At 44.5% G+C, this 17,214-nt stretch carries 19 protein-coding genes; 7 read left to right on the top strand and 12 right to left on the bottom strand.

The window, feature by feature from the left end; genetic code table 11:
* Positions 1 to 434: 434 nt before the first annotated feature.
* Positions 435 to 980 (top strand): gamma carbonic anhydrase family protein, encoded by a 546-nt coding sequence (locus tag MHN30_RS15080; protein ID WP_130165261.1) that lies wholly within the window; start codon positions 435 to 437, stop codon positions 978 to 980.
* Here the strand turns inward: MHN30_RS15080 and MHN30_RS15075 are convergent.
* Both MHN30_RS15075 and aroE read right to left on the bottom strand, forming a co-directional pair.
* The gene (locus MHN30_RS15075) at positions 966 to 1,199 is read right to left on the bottom strand and encodes a DUF1488 family protein (RefSeq protein ID WP_130165260.1); all 234 of its coding nucleotides are present in this window, start codon (positions 1,197 to 1,199) and stop codon (positions 966 to 968) included. The genes MHN30_RS15080 and MHN30_RS15075 overlap by 15 nt on opposite strands.
* 2 nt (positions 1,200 to 1,201) lie before the next feature.
* Positions 1,202 to 2,014: a shikimate dehydrogenase gene (gene aroE / locus MHN30_RS15070; protein ID WP_239360182.1), complete on the bottom strand. Its 813-nt coding sequence runs from the start codon at positions 2,012 to 2,014 to the stop codon at positions 1,202 to 1,204.
* A 29-nt stretch (positions 2,015 to 2,043) separates the two neighbouring features.
* Between aroE and MHN30_RS15065 the strand changes: the two genes are divergently transcribed.
* Both MHN30_RS15065 and MHN30_RS15060 read left to right on the top strand, forming a co-directional pair.
* A complete protein-coding gene (locus MHN30_RS15065) occupies positions 2,044 to 2,493 on the top strand; it encodes a group II truncated hemoglobin (RefSeq protein ID WP_239360181.1) in 450 nt (149 codons plus the stop codon).
* A 105-nt stretch (positions 2,494 to 2,598) separates the two neighbouring features.
* Positions 2,599 to 4,206: a methyl-accepting chemotaxis protein gene (locus MHN30_RS15060; protein ID WP_069021911.1), complete on the top strand. Its 1,608-nt coding sequence runs from the start codon at positions 2,599 to 2,601 to the stop codon at positions 4,204 to 4,206.
* A gap of 48 nt (positions 4,207 to 4,254) precedes the next feature.
* Here the strand turns inward: MHN30_RS15060 and hemF are convergent, their stop codons facing one another.
* The 6 genes from hemF to MHN30_RS15030 all read right to left on the bottom strand — a co-directional run bounded on the left by hemF (position 4,255) and on the right by MHN30_RS15030 (position 9,262).
* Positions 4,255 to 5,166: an oxygen-dependent coproporphyrinogen oxidase gene (gene hemF / locus MHN30_RS15055; RefSeq protein ID WP_010604183.1), complete on the bottom strand. Its 912-nt coding sequence runs from the start codon at positions 5,164 to 5,166 to the stop codon at positions 4,255 to 4,257.
* An 8-nt stretch (positions 5,167 to 5,174) separates the two neighbouring features.
* The gene (locus MHN30_RS15050) at positions 5,175 to 5,753 is read right to left on the bottom strand and encodes an L-threonylcarbamoyladenylate synthase (protein WP_239360183.1); all 579 of its coding nucleotides are present in this window, start codon (positions 5,751 to 5,753) and stop codon (positions 5,175 to 5,177) included.
* Positions 5,750 to 6,316, bottom strand: a complete 567-nt coding sequence (locus tag MHN30_RS15045; protein ID WP_010604181.1) for a type I DNA topoisomerase — start codon at positions 6,314 to 6,316, stop codon at positions 5,750 to 5,752. Before MHN30_RS15045 ends, MHN30_RS15050 begins: the two co-directional genes overlap by 4 nt.
* A 198-nt stretch (positions 6,317 to 6,514) precedes the next feature.
* On the bottom strand, positions 6,515 to 6,988 hold the full coding sequence (locus MHN30_RS15040; RefSeq protein ID WP_010376797.1) for a DUF494 family protein: 474 nt from the start codon (positions 6,986 to 6,988) through the stop codon (positions 6,515 to 6,517).
* A gap of 4 nt (positions 6,989 to 6,992) precedes the next feature.
* Positions 6,993 to 8,075, bottom strand: a complete 1,083-nt coding sequence (gene dprA, locus MHN30_RS15035) for a DNA-processing protein DprA (RefSeq protein ID WP_239360180.1) — start codon at positions 8,073 to 8,075, stop codon at positions 6,993 to 6,995.
* 47 nt (positions 8,076 to 8,122) lie between these two features.
* Entirely contained in the window at positions 8,123 to 9,262 is a 1,140-nt protein-coding gene (locus MHN30_RS15030) for a LysM domain-containing protein (RefSeq protein ID WP_239360179.1), read from the bottom strand.
* A 127-nt stretch (positions 9,263 to 9,389) separates the two neighbouring features.
* On the opposite strand from MHN30_RS15030, the gene def reads away from it, so the two are divergent.
* The 4 genes from def to trkA are packed head-to-tail and all read left to right on the top strand — an operon-like array spanning position 9,390 to position 13,562.
* Entirely contained in the window at positions 9,390 to 9,902 is a 513-nt protein-coding gene (gene def / locus MHN30_RS15025) for a peptide deformylase (protein WP_039493112.1), read from the top strand.
* 33 nt (positions 9,903 to 9,935) lie between these two features.
* Positions 9,936 to 10,883: a methionyl-tRNA formyltransferase gene (gene fmt / locus MHN30_RS15020; RefSeq protein ID WP_239360178.1), complete on the top strand. Its 948-nt coding sequence runs from the start codon at positions 9,936 to 9,938 to the stop codon at positions 10,881 to 10,883.
* On the top strand, positions 10,880 to 12,163 hold the full coding sequence (gene rsmB / locus MHN30_RS15015; protein ID WP_239360175.1) for a 16S rRNA (cytosine(967)-C(5))-methyltransferase RsmB: 1,284 nt from the start codon (positions 10,880 to 10,882) through the stop codon (positions 12,161 to 12,163). Before fmt ends, rsmB begins: the two co-directional genes overlap by 4 nt.
* A 22-nt stretch (positions 12,164 to 12,185) precedes the next feature.
* A complete protein-coding gene (gene trkA, locus MHN30_RS15010; RefSeq protein ID WP_017218519.1) occupies positions 12,186 to 13,562 on the top strand; it encodes a Trk system potassium transporter TrkA in 1,377 nt (458 codons plus the stop codon).
* 6 nt (positions 13,563 to 13,568) lie between these two features.
* Here trkA and MHN30_RS15005 read toward each other — a convergent pair whose 3' ends face one another.
* The 4 genes from MHN30_RS15005 to MHN30_RS14990 all read right to left on the bottom strand — a co-directional run bounded on the left by MHN30_RS15005 (position 13,569) and on the right by MHN30_RS14990 (position 17,206).
* Positions 13,569 to 14,252 carry a flagellar brake protein gene (locus MHN30_RS15005; RefSeq protein WP_039493118.1) on the bottom strand — a complete coding sequence of 228 codons (684 nt, stop codon included), beginning with the start codon at positions 14,250 to 14,252 and terminating at the stop codon, positions 13,569 to 13,571.
* A 128-nt stretch (positions 14,253 to 14,380) separates the two neighbouring features.
* Positions 14,381 to 14,914 (bottom strand): hypothetical protein, encoded by a 534-nt coding sequence (locus MHN30_RS15000; RefSeq protein WP_239360173.1) that lies wholly within the window; start codon positions 14,912 to 14,914, stop codon positions 14,381 to 14,383.
* 159 nt (positions 14,915 to 15,073) lie between these two features.
* A complete protein-coding gene (locus MHN30_RS14995) occupies positions 15,074 to 16,525 on the bottom strand; it encodes a TrkH family potassium uptake protein (protein ID WP_010376815.1) in 1,452 nt (483 codons plus the stop codon).
* A 63-nt stretch (positions 16,526 to 16,588) separates the two neighbouring features.
* Positions 16,589 to 17,206, bottom strand: coding sequence for a YigZ family protein (locus MHN30_RS14990; protein ID WP_039493122.1), 618 nt, complete (start codon positions 17,204 to 17,206; stop codon positions 16,589 to 16,591).
* Between the last annotated feature and the right edge of the window lie 8 nt (positions 17,207 to 17,214).

The raw sequence follows: 17,214 nt of genomic DNA, 5'->3' as shown, positions 1-17,214 counted from the left end.
TCATCTAGCGAACTAGAATCTGCTGTTAGAACTCAATCTGTACGAGTGCCCACACAGATGATTGCTTCATATTTTTAAAGAACATTTCGAAACATTTCGTTGTTTCGAGGGATGTGCATTCTAAGCACTCCCGATTTTTTGTCAACACTTAATTTTGAATTTCTTGAGAAGAAGTTTATAACTTAAGTTTTACTTGACGCTAACTCGTTGCTGCTTTGCTTTTCAGCGTAGTGCCCCGTGTCAGTGGGGTCGCATTATATGGCGATCCGATTTTAGTGCAACCCTTTTTTTAAAGAAAATTGCGAAAAAACGTTTGTTCGAGCAAAAATGAAGCGAAACGCTTATTTTTGACACTTTTGCTTATCTTTTTGCAGTTTTTTCGTACTAGAGTTTTACAATTCAACACTCTACACTAGTGACACAAGACACGAGAGATGAGTAATCTAGACATGCTTAGAAGTTATAAAGGTAAATCCCCGCGCTTGGCACAAGGCGTTTATATTGATGAATCATCCATTTTGGTCGGTGATATAGAAATTGGCGAAGACAGCAGCGTTTGGCCATTGGTTGCAGCCAGAGGCGATGTGAACTACATCAAGATAGGGAAACGAACTAATGTTCAAGACGGAAGCGTACTGCATTTAACAAGAAAGAGCACTTCAGTACCTGACGGTTACCCGCTTATTATTGGTGATGATGTGACTGTTGGTCATAAAGTCATGTTGCATGGTTGCAAACTTGGTAATCGTATTCTCGTAGGTATGGGTGCAATTATTATGGACAACGTCACCGTAGGAGATGACGTTATTATTGGCGGTGGTGCACTTGTCCCGCCTAATAAAAATCTTGAGTCCGGTTTTTTATATGTCGGTAGTCCGGTAAAACAAGCCAGACCCCTCACCGAACAAGAACTACAATTTTTAAAAGTGTCCGCCCAAAATTACGTGGAACTGAAAGATGAATATTTAGAGGAAAGCTAAGCTTATCTCTCCCGCCTCATTAAACGCTTCATCCTCTATTAACTGCTCAGCCTGCATTTCATAATCGAATTGATGCTGAGCAAAGTGCGCTATTGCGGCTTCCTGCTCAAGCTTAGTTGCAATTTTACAGCTGATCAGCTGACCACTGGCCATCGCCGTAAACGTTAATTCTCCCTGCTGATAACTGATGTCATCATTAAACAGTATTGCTTGGTTCATATTTACCCTCTAATAAGTCTAAATGTTTCGGACGTATCAGGTCTCACCCCTCGCCATTGGTAAAACGCTTCTGCGGCCTGCTCAACTAACATACCTATGCCATCAATCAATTGCGTTTGTTGATTATGTTGCGCCACCCAGCCTAAGAAACTTGTTTGCTGGTCGCTGTAGAACATATCGTAGGCAACTAAGCAGGATGTAATAACAGTAGGGCTAACATCTGGCACTTGCCCTGTGATGCTCGATGAGGTGGAGTTAATCACAATATCGAAACCAATGTCGGGGGGATTGTTTAAGCCACACCCTGTAACCTCTCCATACGAGGCAAATTGCTCTGCTAGTTGCAATGCCTTTGACTCAGTACGGTTGGTCACGACGATCCGTTTTGCTCCGGCCTGGAGGAGCGGATAGATACAGCCTTTGGCGGCGCCACCTGCACCAATCAATAGTACGTTAGCTCCCTCAAGTTTAGTTTGGTGTTTCATGAGATCTCGTACCAGACCTGCACCATCAGTATTATCGCCTGTAATACTGCCATCTTGCTGTTTGATTAGGGTATTGACGGCACCAGCGAGCTTAGCTCGTTCGGTGAGGGTATCCGCAAAGGCAAATGCCTGCTCTTTAAAAGGTAAAGTCACATTCGCACCACAACCACCTTGGGCAAAAAATGTCGATGCAGTTTGAATAAAGGCATCTTCTGATACCAAAATAGCCTCGTATTCTAATTGCTGCTGGCATTGCTGTGCGAATTGCGCATGGATTGCTGGCGATTTAGAATGTTTTATCGGATTACCGAATACCGCGTATTTGTCCATCGTTATATGAGCGCCTTGAAAGAGTCATTATGAAGCAGTTAATTAAACGTATCTTTAATAAAGATGCAACCGTAGAACAAAAGAATAGTGCCCCCACTCCAGAAAAAACACCTTATGAAATCATTGGTGGAGAACAAGGCGCCCGCGATCTTGCCAACCGCTTTTACGATATTATGGCAACCGACCCCTATGCAAAGCCGCTTTACGATATGCATCCACAACCATTAGATAGGATCAGACAGGTATTTTTTGAATTTCTTTCTGGTTGGTTAGGCGGGCCCGATTTATTTGCAGAGAAATATGGTCACCCACGCCTAAGAATGCGCCATATGCCCTTCTCTATCGACCAAGATTTACGGGATCAATGGATGCACTGCATGAATAAAGCATTAGACTTAGAGGTAGGAAACCCATTATTAAGAGAAGGATTAAGGCAGTCCCTCGCTCAGCTTGCGACACATATGATTAATCAAGAATAAGAGTAAAGTATTAGTTAATTAAAATTACACGGCTATTTTGCGCTAGGTCAAATCCCGCTCTTGAGTAGAGATGCATAATCACTGTTCTAATTGTGTACAGGTGCGATGCGTGTGAAATCTATTCAACATAAAATTTATGCGTTACTGGCAGTGACGGGCGTGCTCGTCTTGATTGCCAGTATCCTTAGTAGCAGCAGTCAACAAAAGACGCTCGCTGAAGAAACCGTCGAAAGTAATATTAAGCTACTGGCAGATAATTACTTTGACTCTATCAATACTATGATGCTGACCGGCACCATGGCAAACCGTGAAATTCTGAGTGATAAAATTCGCAATCATCCAAATATCGAAGATGCGCATATTATCCGCTCCGAACAAGTTAATAAGCTTTACGGTCCAGGTAATGCAAATCAAGCACCTAACTCTGAGGCTGAATTTGATGCATTGAACGGGAAAGAAACCTTAGTTATTGAACAGCGCGACGGTAGTCGCATCATGACTTATTTAAAGCCGATGGTGGCCAAAGAAAGCTATAAAGGAACAAATTGCTTGGGTTGTCATCAGGCAAAGGAAGGCGATGTGCTCGGTGTTGTGCGGATCAGCTACTCTTTGGATGATATTGATAATACGGTACACACTAATACATGGTTTAGCACTGCGCTTCTCTCTGCTATCTTTATTACCACCTTTGTGATTTTAGGCGTACTTTTTAGGAAGCTCTTTATAGTACGACTAAAAACGCTAGGCCGAACCATGCGCCTCGCAACGACGAACAAAGACTTATCATTACGAATAGACGACCAAGTCGATGACGAGCTTGGACGCTTGGCGATTAACTTCAATAAAATGATGGATAGCTTTAAAGACAATATTGCGCAGTTATCCAACTCTTCAAAAATACTTATTCACTCAGCAGAATCTATATATGCTTCAGCGGAAACTACCGAGCTGGCCATTCAAGAGCAAAAACAAGGGACGGACTCTGTTGCAGCCGCAATTAATGAGCTTGAAAGCTCTTCAAGTGAAGTAAAAAATACCACCCACTTTGCATCAGAAAAGTCGGATAGCAGCAATCACCTCGCGGAGGAAAGCATGGCTGTTGCTAATCATACTGAGCAAAGTATCAACCAATTAGCACAAGATGTAAGGCAAGCTGCAGAACAAGTTTCTCAGCTCCAAGCACAAACTCTTGAAGTGGGTAAAGTACTCGAAGTGATCAGTAGTATCGCGGAGCAAACCAACCTCTTAGCGCTCAATGCAGCAATAGAGGCCGCGCGCGCCGGGGAAGCAGGAAGAGGGTTTGCGGTTGTTGCGGACGAAGTCAGAACACTTGCGACACGAACACATGACTCAACCGATGAAATCAAACGCACTATCGATAAGCTACAGTCCGAGGCACAGCAAACCGTGGCAGCAATGAGTGCTTCTTGCGAAGAAGCAGATGACCGCGCACATCAGGTCAAGAAAGTGGCACAAGCGCTTAAAGACATCTCGACACAGATGCACGAAATTAATGCCTTAAACCTGCAAATTGCCGATGCCACTGAGCAGCAAAACCTGGCCGCTGAAGAAATCAATCGTAGCGTAGTGGCGATTAGCGATAATGCTGAGCGCTCGCTAGTTGATGCCCACGGCTCTAAACAGATCAGTGAAGAGTTGCTCACCCTTGCGCGCGATTTGGATGAGCAAGTGCGCGGATTTAAATTAAACTAAGTGAACCGCTAAAAGTAAAAAAGGAGCCGAGGCTCCTTTTTTACTCTATTACATCGCCAACCAATTCTTTGGCGTAAGATAATTATACAGCTCAGCTTCTTTCGATCCTGGCTCTGGCTGGAAGTCATATTCCCAACGTGCCAATGGTGGCATCGACATTAAAATAGACTCGGTACGTCCACCTGTTTGTAGGCCAAACAATGTGCCTCTATCCCATACCAGATTAAATTCAACGTAACGGCCTCGGCGATATAGCTGGAATTGACGTTCTTGTTCGCTATACGGTGTATCTTTGCGTTTTTCAATAATAGGTAGATAAGCATCAAGGAAGCCATTACCAACAGCTTGCATAAATGCAAAGCTCTTTTCAAAGCCCCACTGGTTTAAGTCATCAAAGAATAAACCACCCACACCTCGAGTCTCATCTCGATGTTTTAAATAGAAATATTCATCACACCACTTTTTGTAGTCACCGTATACCGCGTCACCAAATGGTGCGCACAAATCCTTTGCAACTTGGTGCCAGTGCTTCACATCATCAAGAACTGGATAAAATGGGGTTAAATCAAAACCGCCACCAAACCACCAAATCGGCTCTTCACCTTCTTTCTCAGCAATGAAAAAACGCACATTGGCGTGGCTAGTTGGAATATTGGGATTCTTCGGGTGGATCACTAAAGATACCCCACAGGCATGGAAGCTTCTGCCTGCTAACTCTGGACGGTGTGCCGTCGCTGAGGCTGGCATGGAAGCGCCAAAAACATGTGAATAGTTTACCCCGCCTTGCTCAATAACATCGCCATTACGGATCACGCGAGTGCGACCGCCACCACCTTCAGCACGCTCCCAGGCATCTTCAACAAACTGGGCGTTACCATCAGCAGCCTCTAAGCCTTGGCAAATATTATCTTGTAGTTGTAATAAAAAGGCTTTTACGGTCTCTAGGTTTATTTTACTCATGGTACTTTTTATCCTCGGATCACTTGGCCAGTCATTGCATTTTTAATGACGCTTGGGGTCGTATTACCACCTAACTCACCTTCAACATAATAGCCAACTTGTGAGCCAAACTGGCTACGAGCTTCTGACAACGAAACAGCCGGAGTTTGACCAGTTATATTGGCACTGGTAGATACAATCGGCTTACCAAAGCGTTGACATAACTGCTTTACAATGGGATGGCTAGTAACACGAATAGCGATAGTATCGTGCCCCCCTGTTAACCAATGCGGCGTACTGGCTTTCGCTGGCAATAACCAAGTAATGGCGCCTGGCCATGACGAAAAAATATCAGCGCGCTTATCCATCGGGATTTTATTGTCATCCACATAGGGCAAACATTGACCATAATTGTCGGCGATTAAGATTAACCCTTTTTCTATGGGTCGAGATTTGATTGTTAGTAACTTAGTGACCGCATCTTGGTTATCAGGATCACAACCTAAACCATAAATGGCTTCCGTTGGATAACAGATCACTTCGCCAGCTTGAAGTGCTGACTCAGGCGTTGTTATTGTCGCAGCATCCGCTTTATTGTCATTACTCACGGTATTTCCACTATCTTTTGACATGATTTCTGTGGGCATTGTAGCACAGCTTTACCCGCTCGGGTTTTCTCCACCAGCACGGGCCAATGACACTCAGGGCAAGCCTGCTCTACAGGCTTGGCGTTCAAGGTATACTTACAACTTGGATAAGTGTCACAACTATAAAAGTGTTTACCAAACTTATTTTTACGCTGAATTAGGTTGCCTTTTTGGCATTTTGGACACGCTGGTAACGCCGCTGTGGGTGGCGCATCTTCATGACCAATATAGTGGCAATCAGGATACCCAGTACAGCCAATAAACATGCCATAGCGGCCATTTTTTATCACTAAATCTTTGCCGCACTCAGGACAAGCCACATCTTCTAGTACTTTAATTACATGGCTATCATGATGTGCGAGTGGGCGAATATAATCACAAGTTGGATAGCTAGCGCAGCCAATAAATGGACCATTTTTACTGTTTTTGATTACCAGCTCAGAGCCACATTCTGGGCATACTTCATACTCTTTTTCTAATGCATGTTTGTCTGCATTAAATAATGCATGGTCTATTTTACTCATCGCTTTACCACCGCCCCCTTGTGCCAGTATGCGCCTAATATAATAGCCTCGTTTTTAGGGTCAAGGAAATGATGGAAATTCCCCCTTGCAAGTATTTGATATCAATGTTTTCAACTAAGCAGGAACATTATTTGAAAGGCGGTAAGCTGAGCTCAAGGCCTCAACTTACCGAAGGAAACTTGTCATGCTAGAGCAGAGTTAATGAACTACAGATGCAGGCTCGGTAAAAATCAGATCTTCCATCTGCGCATAAGCATGTTCTTTACCCGGCACATTAAATAGCACCATTAGTATCACCCATTTTAAATCATCTAGGCTGATATAGGTTTTATCCAACGCGAATAAACGATCCATCACCATTTCTCTGGTGGTACTGTCAATCACTCCGACCTGTTCCACAAACATTAAAAAACCACGGCTTTCAACGTCTAGCATATTGCATTCGCTATCGGTGTAGATCCGTGTCGCATGGTCCGGTTTAGCATTTAAATAGGGGTTTTCGTCACTGTGTTGTAAATCTGCAAGTTGCTCAAGCCAATCAAGCGCTTTGTATATTTCGCCTTGATTAAAGCCGGCGCGAAGGAGTTCATCGGTGAGTTCGTTTTGTTCGACAAAGATTTCTGCCTCACTGTGAATATAGTTCTCAAATAAATACATTAAAATATCAAACATCTTCTTAACCCCTCGCGAGTTTTATGTAGCCGTCGAGTACACGCTCTACTTTATCTTCGAGTTCTAGGTCCAATAGTCTGGCAATCACCTGCTCTACTGGCCACTGGGTCCTTTGCGTTAAAGTGTCGACTGACGTCACCTCAAAGCCAAGGTTTTCTAATACGGGACATTGCTCCTCTTTTTGCTCCCCTATTTCTATACTATATAGACTGTTTTCACAAAAAAAGCTCACTTCTTCCAAAATATCCTCAATATTTTCGGTGAGTTTTGCCCCTTGCTTAATCAAGTAATGACAACCGCTACTTAATCGATTTTTAATTGAGCCTGGGATCGCAAACACTTCTTTGTTTTGCTCCAGTGCATAGCGTGCAGTAATCAGCGAGCCACTTTTTACTTCGGCTTCAACCAACAAAACACCCAAAGATAAACCTGAGATTATGCGATTACGCCGCGGAAAATGATTACTATTTGCTTGAGTGTTTGGTAAGAACTCACTCACCACCAAACCATGCTGTACGATGTCTTCATAAAGTCGTTGATGGCGTTTGGGGTAAACAACATCAACACCAGTCCCTAGCACGGCAATGGTTTCTCCTTGAACATCAAGTGCACCTTGGTGCGCTGCGCCATCAATTCCTCTTGCCATACCCGACGTCACCACCAACCCTGAGCAACTTAAGCCCTGTGCAAATTCATGTGCAAGCCCAAGCCCAGTTCTCGTTGAACTGCGACTACCAACAATCGCAATTTGTGGTTGTTTTAATAACGCAATATTCCCTCTGCAAAATAGTACTAAGGGAGGATTACAGATCTCTTTTAGTTGCTCGGGATATTCAGGAGAAAACAAAGATACAACATCAATTTGCTGACGTTGACAGTAAGCCAGTATGTGCTCTATACGAGACCAATCTGTGCTCGCTAAGTTGGCAGCAATAGTTTCTGGTAGCCCAAGCTTACAAAGCTCAACCTGGCTTAATGTGAATAATTGCGTAAGGGGGACTTGATTAAGTAATGCGGTGATGGTTTTGATACCCAGTCCTTGGCACAGGGTTAATGCCAAAGCTTGAGCTAGTTTAGCTTGTTTCATACTCTCTCCTTGAGTTTACTGACTCACTCAAGGAGAAATTCTACCACTTAATTACTGGCAGTTTCCTTGAATGCTTGTACATGATCACCAACGCGGATCGGCTCCGAAGTTTCAACAACCATAGCGTAGCTTAAGTCTTCATACACTTTAAAGATCATCAACTCACCGACTTTTTCCTTTGGCATATGCCATACTACGCTGTCGTCATCGTTTTCCTCACCAAACCAAGATCCCATTTCGGTGATCAGTTTGTCGAGTCGTGATGCATCTTCAATATAGCGCGGACCGTGCTGGCTTTCTATAACTGTAGGCGATTGCCTTACGATATCAAGGACATGTCCCTCTTTTAGCTGCGCTTTACTGCCTACATCCAGCACCACTACGCTCATGGTACTAAACTCTCTGAGCTTATTATCGCTCGCAATAATACGGCCCAAAGTTTGTTGCTCGGGGCGAGACATAGAAAACTGTGCCGGAAAACTTTGTCCTGTAGATATGGGTAGCACAATATCCCCGGCCCTAACCTCTTGTTTGGCAACTTCTAACTGTAGCTTTGCTGGACGCCCCGCCACGATATCTCCCTGCTCAACCACATGGCCTAAACCAACTAACACGGCTTCCAAGCCAAGCAGTTGTTGGCTGTCTAAGGTACGGTAGCTTTCACCACGACGATAGATGGCATAGTGCCCGCCTTTGACTAAATCAGCTTTAATGTACAAAAGATGACCCGGAGTCGCATTTTTAATATTACGGTTAGCCCCGAGAACAATTGGGCTATCAGAAAATTCCGACTCAGAAAGCGCCTGCTCAAAACGCAAAAAAGGTTCCATGATAGGGAGTGGTAACGTAGGAATGGCAGCTGCTTTTTGGTTAACAATACGCGTATGCGGCGACAGTTTCTTCACACCCTTGTCTAACATCAGCATAGGATTACCATTTTCATCGTAGAGTAGCTTGAGACTATCTCCTGGATAAATTAGATCTGGGTTTTGAATACTAGGGTTCCACTGCCACAATTGCTTCCACTTCCATGGAGAACGTAAGTACATTTTTGAAATATCCCACAAGGTATCGCCTTTTTTCACCACATAACGCTGCGGCGCATCTGCTTTTACAGACAAAGTGTCCGCCTTCACAGAGAAAACTGAGCAGCCAGCGAGTATTAATGCAGCAATCGGATATTTCATGATGGCTTCCTTGTGGTTATTTTTGGTTATTATCCACCAAAACCTGTTAAAGGGGAACTTGAATGGCTAAAATAAGACCATACACTAGCTTACAACAGCTTACACGATAAATTGATTTAGGGTAATCATGGCCATATTAGAAGTTTTAAAGTTCCCAGATGAGCGTTTACGCACTGTCGCACAGCCTGTAGCAGAGGTTAATGACGAAGTACGTCAAATAGTTAAAGACATGCTGGAAACGATGTACGATGAAAATGGTATCGGCCTTGCGGCTACGCAAGTGGATATTCATCAGCGAATCGTCGTTATTGACGTTTCTGAAGCGCGCGACGAACCGCGTGTGTTAATCAACCCAGAAATAACCAAACGCGATGGTTCTACTGTGAGTGAAGAAGGCTGCTTGTCAGTGCCATATTCATACGCAAAAGTAGACCGCGCTGAAACCGTCACGGTAAAGGCAACAAACGAACATGGTGAAACGTATGAATTAGACGCAGATGGTTTGCTTGCCGTTTGCATTCAACACGAATTAGACCACTTAGTTGGTAAGCTATTTATCGATTACCTATCGCCACTAAAGCGTGATCGTATTCGTAAGAAGCTTGAAAAAGAAGCTAAGCTCGCTGCAAAGCAAGCTTAACCAATCTCCAACTAACTGACTTTAGGGTATTTCGTGAGTAATCCTTTGCGTATCGTTTTCGCAGGCACGCCTGACTTTGCAGCGCGCCACCTTGACGCACTTATTCAATCACAACATGACGTCGTGGCAGTGTACTGCCCACCCGACCGCCCAGCAGGACGCGGGAAAAAGCTCAAAGCATGTGAAGTAAAAGTGCTAGCACAAGAGCACAACCTGCCAGTGCTACAACCGCAATCATTAAAAACACCGGAAGCACAGGCAGAACTAGCTGCGCTTGATGCCGATGTCATGATTGTTGTCGCCTACGGAGTATTATTACCAAAAGCCATTTTAGATACTCCTCGACTTGGCTGCCTGAATGTTCATGGCTCAATTTTACCACGATGGCGAGGCGCAGCGCCTATTCAACGTGCTATTTGGGCTGGCGACAATGAAACTGGTGTAACCATCATGCAAATGGACGAGGGCCTAGATACCGGTGATATGTTGCACATCGCCCGCTGCCCTATTACAGCTACTGATACCAGTGCAGATCTCTACAACAAGCTTGCTGAACTTGGCCCTGACGCGCTTATTGATACGCTAGCACGCTTATCTGCGGGCGAGATCACGCCAGAAAAGCAAGACGATACACTAGCGAATTATGCTAAGAAGCTAAGCAAAGAAGAAGCCGACATTGACTGGCAGATGGAAGCTGCGCAAATTGAACGTAACATCCGCGCATTTAATCCATGGCCGGTTTGCTTTACCAAGATGGCAGGTAACAGCGTCAAGATTTGGCAGGCGAAGGTAGTTGACGAACAAGGTGATGCAGGACATGTGCTACGTGCGGACAAGCACGGTATCGTAATTGCCTGTGGCACACAGGCATTGGAAATTCACACCTTACAACCACAAGGTAAAAAGCCCATGTCTGCACAAGACTTTTTGAATGGTCGAGCCGACTGGGTAGCAATTGGTGCTAAGGTTGGTGACGCGTGAGTAATGTACGCGCACTCGCTGCCCAAACCCTATTTCAAGTCGTCGATAAAGGCGCGTCGTTAAGTGCTCAATTACCACTTGCCACCAGCCAGTTAGACGGTAAAGACAAAGCCCTGCTACAGCAAATTTGCTACGGCGTATTAAGATATTTGCCTTCGCTTGAACACTATTGCCAGCAATTACTTGAGCAACCGCTTAAAGGTAAGCGCCGTGTTTTCCAGTTTTTGCTGTATGTGGGTATTTACCAACTACAACATATGCGCGTACCAGCTCATGCTGCAGTAGCCGAAACGGTAAACGCACTTACGCCACTAAGAGCGCCCGGCATGAAAGGCTTAGTTAATGCAATTTTACGCAGCTTCCAACGTCATCAGGTCGAACTGGAAACCAGTGCAGCCGAAATCCCAGCTTGTTTATACAACCACCCGGGCTGGTTTATCAATCAACTAAAAACCGCTTACCCAACTCAATGGCAAGCTATTTTAGAAGCGAATCAACAACAAGCACCTATGTGGCTACGTGTAAACCAATCGCAATTCTCTACTGCCGATTACGCAGCTCTGCTAGATCAAGAAGGGGTAGCCTATCAGCTTCATAGTGAATACCCTGACGGGATCTTGCTTGATAGCCCGATTGACGTTTATGCGCTACCACAATTTGCCGCTGGCGCTTGCTCAGTACAGGACGCCGCCGCCCAAAAAGCCGCAAGATTATTAGCGCCACAAGCAGGTGAAAATATTCTTGATGCTTGTGCCGCTCCAGGCGGTAAGACTTGCCATATCTTGGAGTTAGCTGACGCCAAAGTGACTGCAATTGACGCTGATGGTGATCGCTTGCAACGTGTAGAGCAAAACCTTGAACGGATCGGATTGTCGGCCAAATGCCTTGAGGGCGATGCAAGTGACCCTGAAACATGGTGGGATGGCGAGCAATATGATCGCATCTTATTGGATGTACCTTGCTCTGCAACTGGCGTTATTAGAAGACACCCGGACATCAAATGGCTAAGACGCGCTTCTGATATTGATAACTTGGTGACGTTACAGGCACAAATTATTGATAAAATCTGGCCATTGCTTAAGCCCGGTGGCACACTAGTTTATGCTACCTGCTCGGTACTACCACAAGAGAACCAGCAACAGATCGCACGCTTTCTTTCTGTGACCCCTGATGCGACGCTTGTACCTTTGCATGATGCAGACACACAAACACAACCAGGCTTGCAGCTATTACCCGGATTGAGTGATGGGTTTTACTACGCAAAGTTGACAAAACAATAATAGAAAATCGACCGTAACCAATATGAAAATCATCATCTTAGGCGCCGGCCAAGTCGGCGGGACACTGGCAGAAAACCTCGTCGGTGAAGAAAATGAAATTACCGTTGTCGACATCGATGGCGAGCGCTTAAGAGAGCTGCAAGACAAATACGATCTACAGGGGGTCACTGGCCACAGTGCTCACCCTGAGATCTTACGTCAAGCAGGTGCTGAAGACGCCGACATGATAATTGCCGTAACCAGCTCAGATGAAGTCAATATGATTGCGTGTCAGGTTGCCTATAGTATTTTCAATACGCCGACCAAAATTGCGCGGATCCGCTCTGAACAATACTTAAAGTACAAAGAAAAGCTGTTTCATAATGACGACTTACCGGTCGATCATTACATCGCACCGGAGCAGCTAGTAACGCAATATATCCGCAGGCTAATAGATTATCCAGGCGCTTTGCAGGTGCTGCAATTTGCCGAGGGCATGCTGTCACTCGTGGCGGTTAAGGCTTATTACGGCGGTTTACTCGTTGGCTATGCACTTTCTGCATTAAAAGAGCATATTCCAAACGTCGACACCCGTGTTGCCGCTATTTATCGTCAGGGCAAAGCCATCAAACCACTCGGCACCACTGTAATTGAAGCCGATGATGAAGTCTTCTTTATCGCCGCAACCAAGCATATTCGTGCGGTCATGAACGAGCTACAAAAGCTTGAACGCTCTTACAAGAAAATTATGATTGCCGGTGGCGGTAACATAGGTGCGGGATTGGCCAGTTCATTAGACAAGAACCATAGCGTTAAGCTTATTGAACGCAATCAAGCTCGTGCCACGCAATTGTCTGAAACGCTCGATAATACGGTGGTTTTTTGTGGCGATGCCTCAGACCAAGAGCTGCTATCAGAAGAACATATAGAGCAAGTAGATGTGTTCATCGCGGTGACGAACGACGACGAAGCCAACATTATGGCTGCGATGCTTGCAAAACGTATGGGCGTACAAAAGACTATGGCGCTTATTCAACGTGGTGCCTATGTCGACCTCGTGCAAGGTGGCGACATTGATATTGCTATCTCACCACAGCAAGCGACTATCTCAGCGCTCCTAACCCATGTTCGCCGTGGTGATATCGTTAACGTTTATTCATTGCGTAAAGGTGCAGCAGAGGCCATTGAAGCTGTCGCACATGGTGATGAAAACACTTCTAAGGTTGTCGGTCGTGCAATTCGAGATATTAAATTACCACCGGGCGCGACTATTGGTGCAATTGTCCGTGATGAAGATGTACTGATCGCACATGACGATACCATTATTCTCTCTGGTGACCATGTGATCATGTTCCTGATCGACAAAAAGCAAATCGGTGTTGTGGAAAAACTCTTCCAAGTAAGCGCTTTATTCGTTTAAAGCGCCCTAGGTATCTTGTTGATCTTGAAAAATAGACAAATCGATTAGGTAATCTTTTAATACACTACGGATTATGTCCGGAGCTGAGGTTAAGTGAATACCTAAAGAGACGATTTTATCATGACTCTTTATGCGCCGAATATCGCCCTCTAGCGTGATCTGATTCCCTTCTTTTCCTTCAATGAAAACCTCACATTTCAGCCCCTCTTCCATATGCTCGGCATCAATCGACGTTAAGTCTAGCTGTAAACCAGCAAGTGAAATGTCTTTTATCACCCCAACATCTTTACTGCCATGGCAGTGAAATTTTGCGGGAATTAAGGTTGGCACACGGTTTTGCGAGCGGAGTTTGTAGGTTTGTACTTTTTCGGGTAAATAAAGAAAAATAAGCCGCGCGGGATGGACTGAAACCGCTTTTATTTGCGATTTGAATGCAATGACTTGGCCATCGCCATTCTCGAGCAAAGCTCGGACGATAACCGAAGTCCCTTCCATCACAAAGTCCAGCGCCGCGCCTAATCGCTTAGGGTTGGGATGGTTAAGAATTAAAAATGCCCCTTGGAGCATACCGACGTATTCTGTTTTTACTCTTTTGCTATTTGCCGGTAAACAAATTTCTAAGTCAACAATACTTCCAGCGCTGATAGCGGTGAGCAAAGTATCCTGCCCAACCTCCTGAGTTTTTAACATGGATCCAACCCTTCCTGAGTTTACTCTACTACTTTTTTATTGTAGCAGTTTTAGCGGAAGGCTATTTAAAACTGAATTCAGATTAATTACAACTCTTCGACTACCAACAATACCTAAAAAGGGGTCAATTACTTTACTAAAAAATGGCTTTTTAGCATTAATGCGCCATCTCTTAGAGTCATCATTCTGCTTTGTACTTCAAGTGAGCTTTGTGGCAATGCAAGCTCTTCTGCTTCAATAAATAACATCATAGGTTCGCTATTGCGCTTAGCAACAAATAATATACCCGAGACATCACGCTTGAATAAACAGCCCACTCCCTCAGTCTCAAAATCATCGATAATTGCTGGTATCTGGCGCTTTTGCCAGAGCTCATTTTCTGAGATCACTTGAACAACGAAACGTGCACCGCTCTCACAGCCAACTTGATGAAATAAGTCATAGCTCTGGGCACGACCTAATGTAAGCTGATTAAGCTGCAAGTAACCGACTTCATCGATTAAGCTATTCAACTGTATTACGCTTCGTTCTATAAGCTGCATACCTAAACCCTGCTCATGGCTAGCAGCAAATCCCTTTATCACTTTAAATCCTTTATCTGAAAAGCGTGTGGCAAGCAATATCGTCGCCTCCAAGTTAAATCGTTGTAAAAATATTGACACTTGAAAACCCCGAAAATCCGAGTTTTTGAAATTTTTTATTAACTTTTTCTTTGCGAAGTTCAAAAATAAAATGACAATTTGTCACTAGAGTGGCAGAAAAGAGGTAATGACACAGTCAGTTGTAGGCTCTCAGCAAAGGAGCCCACAACTTAAGCACAGTTACCCACGCCAGAAGGTAGGAGTAAATAAGACTAACAGCGTGAAGATCTCTAAGCGACCAAAGACCATTGCAAGCGTAAGGATCCACTTTGCGGTATCACTAATATCACCATAATGCGCCGCAACGTCTCCCAACCCAGGCCCCAAGTTGTTTAGACAAGCCGCAGTTGCTGAAAACGCAGTAATGTTATCGAGTCCCGTCCCGAGCAATGCAATCATAATAATCACAAATACCAGAGCATAGGCCGAAAAGAACCCCCACACAGCCTCAACCACTTTATCTGGTAGTGCCTTTCGACCCAATTTTATCGAGTATATAGCACGCGGATGCACTAAACGATTAAGCTCACGGATCCCCTGTAAATAGAGCAAGAAGACACGTACAACCTTCATACCACCACCCGTAGAGCCAGCACAGCCTCCAATGAAGCTGGAGAAAATCAAGAGAATAGGTAAAAACAGCGGCCAGGTTGAGAAGCTATCGGTCGCAAAGCCCGCGGTAGTACTAATTGACACAGCCTGAAACATCGCTTGATCTAAGGTCTCATCACCCGTTTCATAGACATTGTTTGACGACAATACCGCAAAACAAATCACCACCAACGCTAACTGGATAAACAGAAAGACTTTAAACTCAGGATCTCGCAAATAGGCTTTAATATTGCGACTAGATACCGCAGCATAATGTAGCGAGAAGTTAATGGCAGCAATCAACAAGAAGACGACACAAATAACATTAATAAATGGATTATCGAAGTAACCCATAGAAGCATCATAGGTTGAGAAGCCGCCGATGGCTATCGTGGCAAACGCATGACAGATAGCATCAAACCAATTCATTCCTGCTATCCAATAAGCCAGCGTACAAGCCGCCGTTAGAGACACATAGATATACCAAAGGTGCTTGGCGGTATCGGCAATACGCGGTGTCATTTTTGAGTCTTTAACTGGACCTGGTGTTTCAGCACGATATAACTGCATGCCACCAACTCCAAGCATAGGAAGAACGGCTACGGCCAAAACAATGATCCCCATACCACCAAGCCACTGCAACTGCTGGCGATAGAATAATACCGCTTTAGGTAAATGTTCTATGCCCGTCAAGACCGTAGCCCCTGTAGTTGTCAGCCCAGAAAAAGCTTCAAACACGGCATCTGCTAGAGATAGATTCGGTTTATCTAAGAAAATAAGCGGCAATGATGCAAACGACCCCAGTACCAGCCAGAATAAGACAACGATTAAGAAGCCCTCTCTGGCTTTAAGATCGCCGTTTTCCTTGCGGTTTGGGTAGTACGCAAACAAACCCATTAGCACACTAAAAATGAAAGCTAAAACAAAAGGTACACCACCACCATCTTTATATATCAAAGATACAATGGCTGGTGGCACCATAGTGATACTAAATAGAGCGACTAACTGCCCGAGTATTTTTATTATGGTACGAAATTGCATTTTGTACGCTGCGCTTTTTGTTATTTAACCAGAGGTTAATTAGTGAATGTAAAGAAGTAGAACCTACTCCTTGAGTTGCTTAAATAATACAACACCATTGGTTAATTCATAAATAGCATCAATGATTTGTTGTGTTTCACGACTATCCACTGCTATTTGCCAAGTAATATTAGCAGCGTATTCTTTATCTAAATTTAGCACTGTAAACTGACTTTGTAATAGCTGCTCTATCACACCTTGAAGATGGTAATCACTGTGGCCAACAATAATAGAAGCCGGTACCTTTTTAGTCGTGCTTAGCTGTGCTAGCGCGTTATTAAGCGTACCACCATAGGCTCTGACCAATCCCCCAGTGCCGAGCTTAATACCACCGAAATAACGCGTCGTCACCGCAGTGATCTCACCAATCCCTGATCCCATCAGCACATTTAGCATTGGCTTACCAGCCGTCCCGTTAGGCTCGCCATCATCAGAAAACCCTAGTACATGGCTGCCACCAGGGGGCCCAGCTATGTGTGCCCAACAATTGTGTCTTGCATCGGGATACGCGTCATTAATCTGCTTTATAAACGCTTTAGCATCTTCGATGGTTGGCGTGTGGGCCAAATGCACGATAAACGTGCTTTTCTTAATTTCCTCATGATGACTCAGTGACTCACTCGGAATGAAATATTCAGACATAATGTTCC

Source organism: Pseudoalteromonas sp. OF7H-1 (assembly GCF_022347825.1).
Taxonomy (GTDB): domain Bacteria; phylum Pseudomonadota; class Gammaproteobacteria; order Enterobacterales; family Alteromonadaceae; genus Pseudoalteromonas; species Pseudoalteromonas maricaloris.
Note: the sequence above shows the minus strand (reverse complement) of the source record. Positions and strands in the feature narration are given on the sequence as shown.